Source organism: Candidatus Omnitrophota bacterium (assembly GCA_028712255.1).
GTDB lineage: Bacteria > Omnitrophota > Gorgyraeia > Gygaellales > Profunditerraquicolaceae > UBA6249.
On the sequence record JAQTQJ010000008.1, the window covers coordinates 15,907 to 31,675 of the forward strand.

Annotated in this window: 19 protein-coding genes; all 19 read left to right on the forward strand. The window is 40.4% G+C overall.

Annotated features, from left to right (window positions below):
* The first annotated feature begins 166 nt into the window (after positions 1 to 166).
* The 19 genes from recG (at position 167) to PHC29_04910 (ending at position 15,752) form a co-directional block, all read left to right on the forward strand.
* Entirely contained in the window at positions 167 to 2,242 is a 2,076-nt protein-coding gene (recG, locus tag PHC29_04820; GenBank protein ID MDD5108812.1) for an ATP-dependent DNA helicase RecG, read from the forward strand.
* 5 nt (positions 2,243 to 2,247) lie between these two features.
* Complete coding sequence (gene rsmD, locus PHC29_04825) at positions 2,248 to 2,790, forward strand: 16S rRNA (guanine(966)-N(2))-methyltransferase RsmD (protein ID MDD5108813.1); 543 nt, start codon at positions 2,248 to 2,250, stop codon at positions 2,788 to 2,790.
* Positions 2,791 to 3,279 (forward strand): pantetheine-phosphate adenylyltransferase, encoded by a 489-nt coding sequence (gene coaD, locus PHC29_04830; GenBank protein ID MDD5108814.1) that lies wholly within the window; start codon positions 2,791 to 2,793, stop codon positions 3,277 to 3,279.
* Positions 3,276 to 3,689, forward strand: coding sequence for a DUF177 domain-containing protein (locus tag PHC29_04835; GenBank protein ID MDD5108815.1), 414 nt, complete (start codon positions 3,276 to 3,278; stop codon positions 3,687 to 3,689). Before coaD ends, PHC29_04835 begins: the two co-directional genes overlap by 4 nt.
* Positions 3,676 to 3,876: a 50S ribosomal protein L32 gene (gene rpmF / locus PHC29_04840; protein ID MDD5108816.1), complete on the forward strand. Its 201-nt coding sequence runs from the start codon at positions 3,676 to 3,678 to the stop codon at positions 3,874 to 3,876. The genes PHC29_04835 and rpmF overlap by 14 nt, the downstream gene beginning before the upstream one ends.
* Positions 3,877 to 3,972: 96 nt before the next feature.
* Complete coding sequence (gene plsX, locus PHC29_04845; GenBank protein MDD5108817.1) at positions 3,973 to 4,956, forward strand: phosphate acyltransferase PlsX; 984 nt, start codon at positions 3,973 to 3,975, stop codon at positions 4,954 to 4,956.
* Between the two features lie 53 nt (positions 4,957 to 5,009).
* On the forward strand, positions 5,010 to 5,987 hold the full coding sequence (locus tag PHC29_04850; GenBank protein MDD5108818.1) for a ketoacyl-ACP synthase III: 978 nt from the start codon (positions 5,010 to 5,012) through the stop codon (positions 5,985 to 5,987).
* Positions 5,988 to 6,044: 57 nt separating this feature from the next.
* Positions 6,045 to 6,956, forward strand: coding sequence for an ACP S-malonyltransferase (fabD, locus tag PHC29_04855; GenBank protein MDD5108819.1), 912 nt, complete (start codon positions 6,045 to 6,047; stop codon positions 6,954 to 6,956).
* An 81-nt stretch (positions 6,957 to 7,037) separates the two neighbouring features.
* Positions 7,038 to 7,781 carry a 3-oxoacyl-[acyl-carrier-protein] reductase gene (fabG, locus tag PHC29_04860; GenBank protein MDD5108820.1) on the forward strand — a complete coding sequence of 248 codons (744 nt, stop codon included), beginning with the start codon at positions 7,038 to 7,040 and terminating at the stop codon, positions 7,779 to 7,781.
* A 75-nt stretch (positions 7,782 to 7,856) separates the two neighbouring features.
* Positions 7,857 to 8,093, forward strand: coding sequence for an acyl carrier protein (gene acpP / locus PHC29_04865; protein ID MDD5108821.1), 237 nt, complete (start codon positions 7,857 to 7,859; stop codon positions 8,091 to 8,093).
* Positions 8,094 to 8,170: 77 nt separating this feature from the next.
* Positions 8,171 to 9,415, forward strand: a complete 1,245-nt coding sequence (fabF, locus tag PHC29_04870) for a beta-ketoacyl-ACP synthase II (GenBank protein MDD5108822.1) — start codon at positions 8,171 to 8,173, stop codon at positions 9,413 to 9,415.
* 61 nt (positions 9,416 to 9,476) lie between these two features.
* Positions 9,477 to 10,748: a 3-isopropylmalate dehydratase large subunit gene (gene leuC / locus PHC29_04875; GenBank protein MDD5108823.1), complete on the forward strand. Its 1,272-nt coding sequence runs from the start codon at positions 9,477 to 9,479 to the stop codon at positions 10,746 to 10,748.
* Positions 10,749 to 10,863: 115 nt separating this feature from the next.
* Complete coding sequence (locus PHC29_04880; protein MDD5108824.1) at positions 10,864 to 11,352, forward strand: 3-isopropylmalate dehydratase small subunit; 489 nt, start codon at positions 10,864 to 10,866, stop codon at positions 11,350 to 11,352.
* 77 nt (positions 11,353 to 11,429) lie between these two features.
* Positions 11,430 to 12,479, forward strand: a complete 1,050-nt coding sequence (locus tag PHC29_04885) for a 3-isopropylmalate dehydrogenase (protein MDD5108825.1) — start codon at positions 11,430 to 11,432, stop codon at positions 12,477 to 12,479.
* Positions 12,480 to 12,568: 89 nt separating this feature from the next.
* Complete coding sequence (locus PHC29_04890; GenBank protein MDD5108826.1) at positions 12,569 to 13,594, forward strand: aspartate-semialdehyde dehydrogenase; 1,026 nt, start codon at positions 12,569 to 12,571, stop codon at positions 13,592 to 13,594.
* On the forward strand, positions 13,570 to 14,325 hold the full coding sequence (truA, locus tag PHC29_04895; protein ID MDD5108827.1) for a tRNA pseudouridine(38-40) synthase TruA: 756 nt from the start codon (positions 13,570 to 13,572) through the stop codon (positions 14,323 to 14,325). Before PHC29_04890 ends, truA begins: the two co-directional genes overlap by 25 nt.
* A gap of 47 nt (positions 14,326 to 14,372) precedes the next feature.
* Positions 14,373 to 14,810, forward strand: coding sequence for a 50S ribosomal protein L13 (gene rplM, locus PHC29_04900; GenBank protein MDD5108828.1), 438 nt, complete (start codon positions 14,373 to 14,375; stop codon positions 14,808 to 14,810).
* Positions 14,811 to 15,206 (forward strand): 30S ribosomal protein S9, encoded by a 396-nt coding sequence (rpsI, locus tag PHC29_04905; GenBank protein MDD5108829.1) that lies wholly within the window; start codon positions 14,811 to 14,813, stop codon positions 15,204 to 15,206.
* Positions 15,207 to 15,308: 102 nt separating this feature from the next.
* Positions 15,309 to 15,752 (forward strand): IS30 family transposase, encoded by a 444-nt coding sequence (locus PHC29_04910; GenBank protein MDD5108830.1) that lies wholly within the window; start codon positions 15,309 to 15,311, stop codon positions 15,750 to 15,752.
* The last annotated feature ends 17 nt before the right edge of the window (positions 15,753 to 15,769 follow it).

The following is a 15,769-nucleotide window of genomic DNA, read 5'->3' on the forward strand; positions in this document are numbered from 1 at the left end:
CCTCCTGTTATGTGCGTTTCTCTCACCTTCTAAATGAAGTATGCCATATAAATATCTAAATTTCAAGTCCCATCCAAAAATATATTGGGACCGTTTCTATTTTTTTATATTTTTAAAATAGTAAAAAATAGAAACGGTCCCTGATTTTATATAGTATAATAATCTTATGCAAAACACCTCAATTCAATATCTTAAAGGCGTCGGGCCAAAACGCGCCAAAAGCTTTCTTACCCGCGGTATAGAGAGTATTGAGGATCTGTTATATTATTTTCCGCGCCGCTATGAAGACCGTACAAATTTTGCCAGCATTTCTAAGCTTAAAGATGGCCAAATTTATACCATAAAAGCTCAGGTTTTGGCTGCAGGCCAGCATAATTCCTGGCGCAGGCGTTCATTTAGTATTACCGAAGCAGTGCTTGGGGACAATACTGGGAAAATCTCTTGTGTTTGGTTTAATCAGCCATATCTTAAATCGTATCTTTTGCCCGGTGCGTCGATGATTCTTTATGGAAAAGTCCAGCGGTATAATGCCAAGTTGCAGATGAGCAACCCGGAATTTGAATTTATTGACAGTCAGGAAGATTCTTTAAATGCAGGTAGGATTGTTCCGGTTTATACTTTGCCGCAGGGTTTTAGTCAGCGCAGTATGCGCTATTTAATCAAGAGTACCCTTGAGGAGTTTCTGCCGAAAGTTAATGATGCTTTACCTTTTGATTTACGTTCTCGTAACAATTTAATTAATCTGGCAGAGAGTCTGCTAAATATCCATTTCCCGAAAGATCTGGATTTGCAGAAGCAGGCGCACAGGCGTTTAAGTTTCGAAGAGTTTTTTATTTTCCAGCTACCGCTTGTTTTAAGAAAGCTAAGCCGTAAAGAGAAAAAAGGCATCCCTCACATTGTCGAAGGTAAATTGAACGAAGATTTTATTTTTAATCTGCCTTTTAAGTTGACCAGTGCTCAAGCTAAGGCCTTGACGGAAATAAAAGCGGATATGGCAGTATCCCAAGCCATGCAACGGCTCCTGCAAGGAGACGTAGGGTCAGGCAAAACTGTAGTGGCTACTTTAGCTTGTTTAATTGCCATTCAAAGCGGTTATCAGGCAGCATTTATGGCGCCCACAGAGATACTGGCTCGCCAGCATTATGAAAAAATATCTTTGCAGCTAGCCAAGTTAAATTTTTCCGGCCGAAATTTAAAGGTAGGTTTATTAGTTGGGCAGGATAAGCAGAAGGAAAAAATATATCGGGATTTAAAAGAGGGAAGGATTGATTTGATTATTGGCACACATGCCTTGCTGCAGGAAGAATTAATTTTTAAGAATTTGAGTTTCATAGTTATTGATGAGCAGCACAAATTTGGCGTAGGCCAAAGAGCGCTTTTGCCTAAGAAAGGAAATAATCCAGATGTTTTGATTATGACCGCAACCCCGATTCCGCGCACTCTGGCGATTACTCTTTATGGTGATTTGGATATTTCTGTAATTAATGAACTTCCTGCCGGCAGAATCCCGATCAAAACAATGCATTTTGAGCAGAAAAACATTCAAAAAGCTTACGCTATTGTTAAGGAGGAGCTAAAATACGGCCGACAGGCTTATGTAATATATCCGGTAATTGAAGAATCCTATGCTTTGGATATTGCCGGAGCCAAGAAAATGTTTGCAGAACTTAAATCAAAAGAATTTAAAGATTTCAAACTCGGGCTAATCCATGGCCAACTAAAAACAAAAGAGCAGGATGAAATCATGCTTAAGTTTAAAAATAGGGAGCTGGATCTTTTGGTCTCAACCACTATTTTAGAAGTAGGTATTGACATTGCCAATGCTACCTGTATGATTATTGATTTTGCGGAACGTTTTGGCTTAAGCCAACTGCATCAGTTGCGTGGTAGAATAGGTAGAGGAAAGTTACAGTCATTTTGTATGTTAATTTCCGACGCCCAAAGCCAGGAGGCAGCTGCCCGCATGCAAGCAATGGTAGCTTCAGGGGATGGTTTTCGTATTTCAGAAGAGGATTTAAAGATTAGGGGGCCAGGTGAATTTTTTGGCAGTAGGCAACATGGCTTGGCTGAGTTAAAGATTGCTAATCCCCTGACGCAAATGCAGCTGCTTAAAGCGGCCAGAGACGAAGCTATTGCTTTACTTAAACAAGATTCTCGGTTAGAGGATCGTTCGCACCAATTATTAAAGGCAAAGCTTCTTCAGAGATTCCCGGAGTATGAGAAACTGATGTTAGTGGGGTAATTATCATGCGCATAACTACAGGAAAATACCGAAATTTTAAGATATACATGCCTAGAGGTATTCGGCCTACCCAGGATAAAGTACGTAAGGCGGTATTTGATATACTGGGGGATATCAGTGGTTTGACATTTTTAGAGCTTTATGCCGGTTCGGGGGCGGTCGGCTTGGAGGCACTTTCCCGCGGTATCAGCGCTTTAACCATGGTTGAGAGTAATCGAGATTCCATATTAGCCATAAAAAAGAATCTTGCGTTGCTTAGGGTTCCTGATTGTAATCTGTATCATTTGGAGGCAGAAAAAGGGGTTAAGCTTTTGGCTCGGGATAAAAAATTCTTTGATATAATATTCATTGATCCGCCGTACCACCTGGATATGGCAAAAAAAATCTTGCAAACGCTTGAAGGTTATGATATATTAGCGCCTCATGGTTTAATAGTTGCGCAGCATTTTAAGTCGGAATTATTGCCAATAGAAAATTCAATTTTTAGTTTAATTAAAGAAGCCAAGTATGGAGATACCTGGCTTTCAATTTTCAGGAAGAAAGAATAAATGTGCCAAACTGCTTTATATCCAGGGACATTTGATCCGGTAACTAATGGCCATATTGATTTGATTTGCCGGGCGCATGAAATTTTCCATGATGTAATTATTGCCGTGGCGCATAATCCGCATAAGAAACCGGTTTTTAGCGTTGAGGAGAGAATGTCAATGCTTAAAAAAGCTACTGCGGGTATGGACGGGGTAACGGTTACGCATTTTGATGGCTTAGTTGTTGATTTTGCGCATAAAATGAAGGTTAAGGTTTTGGTGCGCGGGTTACGCATGCTATCAGATTTTGAATATGAATTTCAGATGGCGTTAACTAACCGTAAACTTGCCAGCGATATTGAGACTATTTTTCTCATGCCGCATGAATCTTATAGTTATCTTTCCGCTAAATTAATCAAGGAAGCAGTTACCTTGGGAGCGGATTTATCTGATTTTGTACCGGATTTTGTGGCGGAGGCCTTGCAAAAAAAGTTACATAGAAAAAAGTGAAGATAACTGTTAATCAGGTTCCTCAAGAGGGCCTGTATTTAGAAGAGAAGATTAAGCCGGCGGAATTGGATCTTGAAACAGAACTAATAAAATTTCGCTCAGATTTACTGGTAAAAACGCATATTTATCGTATCACTAATGCGCTTACGGTTGAGTTAAATATAGAAGCGATTATGTGCGCAAATTGTTCACGCTGTCTGGATGAGTTTGAATGGGAATTTAAAAAAGATGTGCAATTAAATTTCCCCTTAGATATTAGTACTGCTTTTATTGATTTGGATCCAGACATAAGAGAAGAGGTAATTTTAGATTACCCCATAAAGCCTTTATGTAAAATAGATTGTAAAGGGCTTTGTGTAAAATGCGGTAAAAACAAAAACGAAGGAGGATGTAACTGTGGCTTTACCTAAACGAAAGCATTCAGCAGCGCGCGGCAGAAAACGCCGTACGCATTGGAAGATCAAAGCAACCACCTTGGCAGCTTGTCCACAATGCAAGGAATTAAAACTTGCGCACCGGGCTTGCTTGGTTTGTGGATATTACGATGGCCGCCAGGTTATTGAGATTAAAGTCAAAGAGAAGAAGAAAAAGAAATAATCAAATAAGTGTTGCAATAGGGACTGTCCCCGGAGGGGACTGTCCCTATTGTTAATAAGGCAACCAAAAGTATGCTTTAATAGCAGGAGTTAAAGAATGAAAATAGTCGTTGACGCAATGGGCGGAGATTTTGCCCCTGGTGTAGTTATCGATGGCAGTTTAGACGCAATAAAAGAGTATGATGCCGAGGTTATTTTAATTGGCGATCAGCCAAAAATTGAAGCTCTCCTAAAAAAAGCTAAATATACCGGTAACAAAATTAGTGTATTGCATGCCTCTGAGGCGATTGAGATGTGTGAACCTGCAGCTAATAGTGTTCGGCGTAAAAGAAATTCATCTATTGTTTTAGGTTTAAACTTAGTTAAAGAAGGTAAAGCCGATGCATTTTTTAGCGCGGGTAATACCGGAGCAGTTGTTTGTGCAGCTACTTTAGAATTAAGGCTTTTACCGGGAATTGAGCGTCCGGGAATTGGTATCGTTACTCCTACTTTAAAAGGAGTGTCTTTTATCATTGATGTTGGAGCAAATATTGATCCTAAGCCCACGCAGTTACTGCAATATGGATTTATGGCCGATGCTTACTGCAAAAATATCCTAAATAAAGCCAACCCTAGCGTAGGGTTATTAAACATCGGAGAAGAAGAGAAGAAGGGTACGGAATTTATCCGTGAGGCTTATGAGTTGTTGGAAAAGAGTAAATTAAATTTTATCGGCAATGTCGAAGGCAAAGATCTCTTTAAAGGTAAATGCGATATTATCATCTGCGACGGTTTTGTGGGTAATGTGGCTTTGAAGGTTTCAGAAAGTGCTGCAGAAGCAATGCAGACATTTTTAAAGCGCCATCTTTTAAGCAATATTTGGGGAAAGATTGGTTTAATTTTTATGATGCCTAACCTTAAGCGTTTTAAGAAGGAGCTTGATTACGCTGAATATGGTGGAGCGCTTTTGTTGGGGGTTAACGGCGTGGTAATTATTGGACATGGCCGTTCCAATAAAAGAGCGATCAAAAATGCCATCAGGGTAGCTAAAGAAGAAGTCGAGCGTCAGGTTAACAGCAAAATTCTGGAAGCAATAAAATGACAGCACAAGCTGTCATCCCCGCGGAAGCGGAAATCTAGCAATAGGAGTATATCTTGAAAAAAGTAGGGATTATTGGTGTAGGTGAATACCTGCCAGAAAAAATACTCACCAATGCCGATCTTGAAAAAATGGTGGATACTTCAGATGAGTGGATTACTACGCGCACTGGTATAAGAGAAAGGCATATGGCCGCCCCTGGCCAGGCTGCTTCGGATTTAGCTTTTAAAGCTGCTCAAAGAGCATTAGAAAATGCTAAACTTAAAGCCGAAGATTTAGATTTGATTATTGTTGCAACAATAACCCCAGATATGCCTTTTCCCTCAGTAGCTTCAATTATTCAAGATAGGCTTGGTGCCAAAAAAGCAGTATGTTTTGATATTTCAGCAGCTTGCGCGGGCTTTGTTTACGGGCTATCTGTGGCTGAGAAATTTATTGCAGCTTCTGCTTATAAAAATGCTTTGGTAGTCGGTACCGAAGTTTTATCTTCTATTACTGATTGGCAGGATCGTAATACCTGTGTATTATTTGGTGATGGTTCAGGAGCAGTAGTGTTATCAGAGGTAAAAAAGGGTGGAATTATTTCTACATACTTAGGATGTGATGGATCAAAAGCTGGTATATTGAATCTACCTGCCGGCGGCTCACGTAATCCGGCGACTGCCGAGACAGTCAGGAACCGCCAGCATTTTTTAAAGATGCAGGGTAATGAGTTATTTAAAATAGCAGTTAATACCATGACTGATGCGGCCGAAACTGTTTTAAAACAGGCCGGTATGACCTTTACTGATGTTGATTTGATTATTCCGCATCAGGCAAACGCGCGCATTATTATGGCTGTGGCAAAAAAATTAGGTATTCCTACGGACAGGGTTTATCTTAATATCGAGCGTTGTGGTAATATGTCCAGCGCCTCCACAGTTACTGCGCTTTGTGAAGCGGTGCAAGAAGGAAAAGTTAAGAAAGGTGATATCATTCTCCTTGATGCGTTTGGAGCGGGCCTTGTTTGGGGTGCCTGTATCATCGAATGGTAGATAAATATTGCAGTGGGGACTGTCCACACTTAGCTAGATACGTATTGATCGCTAAATATGCCAAAAACATTCGGTTATCTTTTTTCCGGCCAAGGTAGTCAATATGTGGGAATGGGAAAAGATCTGTATGATTCTTTTCCTCAGGCAAAAGATATCTTTGAAAAAGCAAATAAAGTTTTAGGATTTTCTATAAGCGATCTTTGTTTTAACGGCCCTTTGGATGAACTGACTGAGACCAATAATTGCCAGCCGGCGATTGTTACCATGACTATTGCCTGTTGGCAGGTCTATAAAGCCAAGCAGCCGCAGATAGACGGATTTATGGCAGGTTTGAGTTTGGGTGAGTATTCAGCTTTAGTTGCTGCGGGCGCACTTAATTTTACTGATGCGGTTTATCTAGTCAGGCAGAGAGGCCAGTTCATGGAAGAAGAGGCGCTTAAGCATCCGGGAAAGATGCTTTCGATAATCGGCCTGGATTTAGCTAAAGTTAAAGAAATCTGCGCTGAAGTTAAAGCAGAGGTAGCTAATATTAATTGTCCTGGGCAAACGGTTATTTCCGGAATTTCTGAGGCAATTGAAAAGGCGCAAATTCTAGCCAAGGAAAAGGGATCAAAGCTGGCGGTTATTCTGGATGTTAGTGGAGCATTTCATTCCTCTTTTATGCAAGAGGCTTCGGTAAAATTAGCTAAAGAGCTTGAGAAAATAAAAATAAGTACTCCTGAGTTTCCTATAATTAGCAATGTTACCGGTAAGGCCGTTTTAACCCCTGAAGAGATTAAGCAGAATTTGATCCATCAGGTTTCTGCCAGTGTGCTTTGGGATGATTCGATGAGACTGATTTTATCAAAAGGGGTGAGTAGTTTTATCGAGTTTGGCCCGGGTAAAGTGTTAAAAGGATTAATGCGCCGTATTGATAGTAATGCGCAGGTTATGAATATAGAGAAAAAGGAAGATTTGCTTAAGTCGTAAGCTATAAGCCATAAGTCTTAAGCTAAAAATTTACAGCTTATAACTTAATACTTATAGCTTATGTTTTAAAAGGAGAATAACATGCGTCTAAAAGATAAAGTGGCTTTAATAACTGGTGGAGCAAGGGGAATAGGCCAGGCAATCGCCATGACTTTTGCCAGAGAAGGCGCCGATATTGTGGTAGCGGATGTTAACCTCGAAATAACTCAGAAAACGGCTCTTGAAATTGAAGGTTTAGGCCGTAAAGCCTTGGCTTTACAGATGGATGTAACTAATTATGATGTGGTTGAAGAAGGTATAAACAAAATTCTTGACAAAATGGGAAAGGTTGATATATTAGTTAACAACGCTGGAATTACTAAGGACAATCTTTTACTTAGGATGTCTCCGGCGGATTGGGATGCGGTAATTAATGTTAATTTAAAGGGTACTTTTAACTGTATTAAAGCCGTATCTAGGCCTATGATTAAACAGCGAAGCGGCCGGATTATCAGTATCGCTTCGATTATTGGTTTGATGGGCAATCCGGGTCAGGCAAATTACGCTGCTTCAAAAGCCGGAATAATCGCTCTTACAAAAACAGTAGCTAAGGAATTAGCCAGCCGTAATATTAATGCTAATGCAGTAGCTCCGGGATTTATTCAGACGGAGATGACCGCGAAGCTTCCTGAAGATATAAAAAAGAAGATGTTGGAGGCAATTCCGTTAGCTAAGTTAGGTACGCCACAAGACGTAGCGAATGTTTGTTTATTTTTGGCATCTGATGAATCTAGTTATATAACTGGACAGGTAATTACGATTGATGGCGGTATGGTCATGGCGTAAAGCCTCGTAGTGGATTATTCCACTTGTCTACGCCACTTTACGTGGCAAGAGCATATAACCCAAGGAGGAAAAAGAATGGCATCACAAGAGAAAGTAAAATCAATTATAGCAGAACAGTTAGGTGTAAAACCGGAGGAAGTAACTCCTGAGGCATCATTTGTTGATGATTTAGGTGCGGATTCTCTGGATACCGTAGAGTTAGTTATGGCTTTAGAAGAGGAGTTTGGTATTGAGATTCCTGATGAGGACGCGGAGAAAATCACTACTGTTGGCGATGCCATCAAGTATATTGATGAGAAAAGCGCCAAATAATATAGCTAGACAACAATAAATAAATAATTTACCCCGCATTTTTTATTCTGGCGGGGTAAATTTATATTGGTATAAATATGAAAAAGAGAGTAGTAGTTACAGGATTAGGTGTTATTTCCCCTGTAGGTAATGATGTCTTGAGCTTTTGGGGGTCATTAAAGAGTGGTCTAGGCGGAGTCGGTCCAATTACCAGCTTTGATGCAACAGCTTTTGATTCGCGAATCGCCGCAGAAGTAAAAAATTTTGATCCAACTCATTATGGAATTTCTGTTAAGGATACCAAAAGAACGGCAAGATTTGTACAGTTTGCCGTAGCTGCCGCAAAACAAGCGATCGAATCCAGCGGCCTTGTTTTAGATAAGGAAGACCGGGATCGTATAGGCGTAATTATTGGTTCTGGAATCGGCAGCTTGCATACAATAGAAGAAGAGCATAAAGTTTTTCTAAACAAAGGCCCATCCAGGTTATCTCCATTTTTGATTCCTATGCTTATTGTAAATGAAGCAAGCGGCTTGGTTGCCATTATGCACGGATTAAAAGGCCCGAATTCATGTGTTGCTACAGCCTGCGCTTCTGGTTCTCACGCTATAGGAGAGGCATATCGTACCATACTTTATGGCGATGCTGATATTATGATCACTGGAGGCACGGAGAGCTGTATTGTTCCTACTGCGGTGGGTGGTTTTTGCGCCTTAAGGGCTCTTTCTACTAGAAATGATGAGCCCAAAAAAGCCAGCCGGCCTTTTGATTTGGATCGTGATGGTTTTGTTATGGCTGAAGGTAGTGGTTTAGTGGTTTTAGAAAACTTAGAGCATGCTCAGAAAAGAGGCGCTAATATAATCGCCGAGATTGTGGGTTTTGGTATGACATGCGATGCGTATCATATAACTGCGCCCGATCCTGATGGCCAGGGTGCAGCTAGCGCAATGACTATAGCTTTAAAAGACGCGAAAATGAAACCCGAAGATATAGTTTATATAAATGCCCATGGTACTTCTACTAAGCTTAATGATAAAATTGAAACTTTGTCTATGAAAAAGGCATTTGGCCAATATTGCAAGAAAGTAATGGTTTCTTCGACCAAATCTATGACCGGGCATCTTTTGGGTGCTGCCGGCGGGGTGGAATTTTTAGTTTGTTGCCTGGCAATCAAAGATGGTGTCATTCCTCCCACCATTAATTATGAACATCCTGATCCGGAGTGTGACTTGGATTATGTGCCTAACACAGCACGAAAAGCCAATGTAACTGCCTGCATGTCTAATTCTTTAGGATTCGGCGGGCATAACGCCTCCCTGATCGTCAAGAAGTTTAAAGCATAAAATCAGGGGACGGTTCTCTTTTTTAAATTTTGAAAAAGAGAACCGTCCCCTTGCTTTTAAAATGCCATATACTATCGCAGAAAAAATATTATTAGCGCATTGTAAACAGAAGGCGCTCAAGCCGGGGGAGTTTATCGAGGCTAGCGTTGATGTTGCCCTGGCCAACGATATTACCGCTCCTCTTGCAATTTCCGAATTCAAAAAATCCGGTTTCAAAAAAGTATTCAATAAAAATAAAATTGTTTTAGTTCCTGATCATTTTGCCCCTGCTAAAGATTTAAAAAGCGCCAATCAGTGTAAAATTCTAGCGAATTTTGCCAAAGAGCAGGGAATCAAAAATTATTTTGAGATTGGTTCTATGGGTATTGAGCATGCGTTTTTACCAGAAAAAGGAATTGTTCTGCCCGGAGACCTGGTAATTGGCGCAGATTCTCATACTTGTACTTATGGAGCGTTAGGTGCATATGCCACCGGGATGGGCTCGACGGATCTAGCCCGCGCTTATATTGATGGTAAATGTTGGTTAAAGGTTCCTGCTACCCATAAATACATATTTAAGGGTAAGTTGAATAAATGGGTGGGGGGGAAAGATTTAATCCTTTATACCATTGGCAAGATCGGCGTGGATGGGGCATTATATAAAGTAATGGAGTTTTCTGGTCCGGTGATTAAAAAATTAAGTATGGATAATCGTTTTTCCATGTGCAACATGGCAATTGAGGCAGGCGCGCGCGCCGGGTTAATTGAGCCAGATGCTATTACCAAAAAATTTGTATCCGGGTTTAAACGTAAATCCAAATTCTATTATTCAGATCCTGATGCTGTTTATGAAAAAACATACGAATGGGATGTTACGGATTTAGAGCCATTGGTTGCTTGTCCGCATTTACCCAGCAATGTTAAGCCGGCTAGGCAGTTAAAAAATATAAAAGTTGATCAGGTAGTTATCGGCTCATGCACTAATGGCAGAATTTCGGATTTACGTATTGCAGCTTCTTTACTTAAGGGTAAAAAAGTAGCCAAAGGAGTAAAATTAATTGTTTTTCCGGCAACGCAAAAAATTTATCTGGAGGCGGTAAAAGAAGGGCTGGCGGAGATCTTTGTTAAGGCTGGCGGCGTTTTTTCGACGCCTACTTGTGGGCCATGCCTGGGCGGCCATATGGGTATTTTAACTGATGGCGAGGTGGCTATTGCTACAACCAACAGAAATTTTTTAGGTAGGATGGGTAGCCCTAAATCTTTTGTATATTTGTCTAATCCGGCGGTAGCTGCAGCCTCGGCTGTTACCGGTAAAATCACGCATCCGGATGAAATAGTCATTGCGAGGAGTTAAACGTTTATCGTCATTCTGAGGGAGCGAAGCGACCGAAGAATCTAGATCCTTCGCCCGGAGCCTGCACTGAGCGAAGCGAATGTGGGCTCAGGATGACGGAACCAAAAGGTAAAAAATGATTATTAAAGGTAAAGTCCATAAATTTAGTGATGATATTAATACTGATGATATCATTGCAGCTAAATACCTGGTTTCTACTGACGCGCAGGAATTAGGTAAGCATTGTATGGAAACCATTAGCCCTGAATTTTCTCAAAAGGTAAGTCCTGGTGACATAATTATTGCCGGAAATAACTTCGGTTGCGGTTCAAGCCGGGAACACGCGCCTTTGGCAATTAAAGGGTGCGGAGTTTCCGCGGTGATTGCTAAGAGTTTTGCGGCCATATTTTTCAGAAACGCCATTAATATCGGCCTGCCTTTTCTGGAATCTGCAGATGTCGATAAGATTAACGACGGTGATGTAATTGAAATAGATTTATCTACGGGTATAATTAATAATATAACACAGGATAAAAACTATAAGACGCAGGCCTTCCCGGATTTCTTGCAACAGATTGTCGCCAGTGGCGGCTTAATTAATTATATTAAAAAACATAAGCAATAAGCCGTAAGCTTATAGCTTAAAACTTAGAGCTTAAGGCTTATGCGGATTTAGAGTTTAAATAGACAGGGAGATAGAAAATGTATAAGATAGCAGTAATACCAGGTGATGGGACGGGGCCAGAAGTAGTTTCTGAAGGGCTAAAAGTCTTGCAAGCGGCTTCTAAAAAGTTTAATTTTAAGTATGAGACAAAGTCTTTTGATTTTAGCGGGCAAAGGTACTTAAAAACGGGAAAACTGGTTGATGACAGCGATATTGAAGAATTAAAAAAATACAACGCAATCTATCTTGGCGCGGTGGGCGACCCGAATGTAAAACCCGGTATTATTGAGACGGGTGTGTTGCTTAAGTTAAGGTTTGCTCTTGATCAATATATCAACCTGCGTCCGGTCAAGCTCTATAATTCCGCCTATTGTCCTCTTAAGGATAAGAAGCCGGAGGATATTGATTTTGTAGTTGTGCGCGAGAATTCTGAAGGCCTCTATAAAGGCATGGGGGAGTTTCAGGACAAAGGAACTGCTGATGAAGTGGCTATTCAGATTTCTTACAATACTCGCAAAGGTGTTGAGCGATGTATCCGCTATGCTTTTGAATATACGCGTAAGCGTAATAAAAGAAAAAAACTCACCCTCTGCGGTAAAACCAATGTTTTGACCTATGCCTGGGATCTCTGGCAGCGAATATTCAATGAAGTAGCTAAAGAATATCCTGATGTAACTACTGATTATGCCCATGTTGATGCAACGACGATGTGGTTTGTGAAGAATCCTGAATGGTTTGATGTGATTGTTACGGATAATATGTTCGGTGATATTATTACGGATTTAGGGGCAATGATTCAGGGTGGAATGGGAATTGCTGCCGGAGGCAATATTAATCCGCAGGGGGTTTCTATGTTTGAACCAATCGGCGGAAGCGCTCCGAAATATACAGGTCAAAATGTAATTAATCCTTTAGCTGCGATTTGTGCTGTAGGTATGATGCTTGAGAATTTAGGTGAAGATAAAGCGGGCAAAGCAATTGAGAATACGGTAATTAACTTGGTGGGACATGATTTAAAATCATTAGCCGCAGGGAAAATGGGATATTCTACTACTGAGGTTGGAGATTTAGTAGTAAAAAAATTATAAGGGTTGTAAATAAAGGGGACGGTTCTATTTTTTACTATTTTTTAAATATAAAAATAGAACCGTCCCCTAGTTTCAAAAGGAGAATCTCGATGAAAAAATATAATGTTGTGGTAATCGGAGCAGGGGTAGTCGGGATTGAGATACTGCGGGTCCTAAAGCAGCGTAATTTTCCTATTGATACTTTAAAGGTTTTTGCCCGTTCCGCTCGCGATATTAATGTTGATGGAGTTGTTTATTCAGTTGAGTCGATTACTCCTGATGGTTTTAACGGGATAGATATTGCCTTATTTGCAGGAACAGAAGGAGAGAAGGGCGCTGCGGTTACTTATGCGGCGGAAGCGGTAAAAAGAGGCGCCGTGGTTATTGATAATGGGGCGGATTTTCGTATGGACCCTAAAGTGCCTCTAGTTGTTCCGGAGGTTAATGCTGCCGATGTTAAAAAACATAAAGGAATTATTGCTAATCCTAATTGTTCGACAATTCAAATGGTGGTAGCTCTAAATCCTATTCATAAAAAAGTAGGGATTAAAAAAATTATTGTTACTACCTTGCAGGCTTCAAGCGGAGCCGGTAAAGGAGCGGTTGAACAATTAAATGAAGAGACGAATTTAATTGTTCAGGGTGGCTGTGAGAATATTAACGTTCAGGCGCAAAAGAAAGCTATGCCACAACAGTTAGCGTACAATTGTTTTCCGCATATCGGTAGTTTTGTGGAAGGCGATTATACTAATGAAGAGTGGAAATTGATTAATGAAACACATAAGATTATGCATGCGCCAAAGATTAAGATTTCCGCAACCACGGTACGGGTTGCGGTTAGAACCGGGCATTCAGAATCTGTATACATTGAAACTGCTAAGCCTATAACCCCTGAGCAGGCTAAAAAAATCCTTGCCCGTTCCCCGGGAGTTGTGGTTATGGATGATCCTAAGAATCATTTATATCCCATGCCTAAGGATGTCGAGGGAAAGGATGAAACATTTGTCGGGCGTATTCGCCAGGATGTCTTTAATAAAAAAGGTTTATGGCTGTGGGTAGTGGCGGATAATCTACGTAAAGGCGCTGCCACAAATGCTGTCCAAATTGCCGAATGCATAATTTCAAGCTCCAAATAGAGTATGACGGCAGCCGTTATTACGGATGGCAGGAGCAGAATGGAAAGAACGCCAGTTACCAGGTAAACAAGACTATTCAATATTCCCTAGAGAAAGTCCTCAAGCAAATCCTCCAGGAAGATGTTAAGCTTATTGTTGCTGGCCGTACAGATTCAGGCGTGCATGCGCTTGCTCAAGTAGCAAATTTTAAAAGTTCAACTAAAATGCCTCTTGATAGATTGCGCTGGGCTCTAAATTGCCTTCTACCTGAAGATATAAAGGTAACGCGGATTCAGTATGTAGACTTGGATTTCAACAGCCGATTTTGCGCTAAATCTAAAATTTACCGTTATACGGTTTTAAATCGGAAATATTCTTCACCTCTTTCGGCAGGAAAGGTATATTTTTTCCATTATCCTCTGGATGTGAGATTGATGCGTAGCGAAGCAAATGTTCTTCTTGGTAGGCATAATTTTAAATCTTTTCAGGCAACTGAATTAAGACAGAGAAACCCTATACGCACAATTAAGAGTATCAAGATTGCTAAAGATAAGGATTTTTTATATATTGATATTGAGGCAGATAGTTTTTTGTATAATATGGTTAGAAACATTGCAGGTACTCTGCTAGAGATAGGTAGAGGGCGGTTCTCTGAAGGGAGTATGAGTAAAATATTGAAATCACGTAAACGTAGTTGTGCTGGGCCAACATTGCCGGCAAAGGGATTGTGTTTAGTTAGAGTAAAATATTAATAAAAATTATTTGACTTTATTTATTATTCTGCTATAATCATTTTTCTATGAAAAAGACATATATTGCTAAACCAGAAGACATTAAAATGAAGTGGTATATTGCCGATGCCAAGGGCCAGACGCTTGGAAGATTAGCAGCCAGGATTGCCACTATCTTAAGAGGTAAGCACAAGCCGATTTTTACTCCTCATTTAGATACCGGTGATGGTGTGATTGTGATTAATGCTGCTTTGATTAAGGTGACCGGACGTAAACTTAAACAGAAAGTTTACCGTAGGTACTCAGGTTACCCCGGCGGCCAGCGTGAAGTAACATTAGAGGTGCTTTTAGCTAAGAAACCTACCACAGTTATGCATTTAGCTGTTGAGAGGATGCTTCCCCATGGACCATTGGGAAGGGACTTGATTAAAAAATTAAGAGTTTTTGCTGATGATAAACATAATTTAACAGGCGTAAAACCGGTTGTTTTGGAGGCTAAAAAATAAATGAGTGATTCTGTTAAATATATTGCTTTAGGTAGGCGTAAGGAATCAACTGCCAGAGTACGTATGGAGCCAGGAACAGGCTTGATTACGGTTAATGGCAGGTCTTTTGAGAAATATTTCTTACGTGAGACAGATAGGATTATTGTCTTGCAACCTTTGGCACTTACTGAGACTAAGGCTAAATTTGATGTTGCAGCTAGGCTTAGTGGAGGCGGAATGACCGGCCAAGCAGGTGCTTTACGCTTAGGTATTGCCCGAGCGCTTTTAAATGCAGATGAAAGTTTTAAGGCTATTTTTCGCAAAAACGGATATTTAACACGCGATCCGCGCATGAAGGAACGCAAGAAATACGGACAGAAAGGCGCACGTAAACGCTTCCAGTGGACAAAGAGATAAATGCAGATTTAAGACTAAGATTTAAGAACTAACAAAAAAGATCCCGCTGATGAAGCGGGATTTTTTTTGTTTTTTTGTTTTCGAAACAGTTTTCAATAAAAAGTGACAGCTTTAAATCAATCAGCTATTGGAACATTGGTCGAACGTAAAACGCGCTTAACCCTATTGGTTAAGCTAATTAAAAAAGATGCCCTTACCGTGCGAGAAGCTTTTAGCGCAAAATTTAACAATCTACCTAAACATCTTAAGAAATCGCTGACGTATGACCAGGGCCAAGAAATGGCAGAGCATCAACAATTTACCCAAGAAACAAGCATATTAGTTTATTTTGCTCATCCTCACTCTCCTTGGGAGCGAGGAACCAGCGAAAATACAAACATGTTAGTTCGAGACTTTTTTCCCAAAGGGACGGATTTTTCAAAGATCTCAGAAAACAAGCTTCAAGAAGTTCAAAATATGCTTAATGACAGGCCTCGAAAAGTTTTAGACTGGTATACACCAAATGAGGCCTTTAGTAAATCTGTTGCGCTAGAAACTAGAATGTAAGCAGTCACCTTTATTCG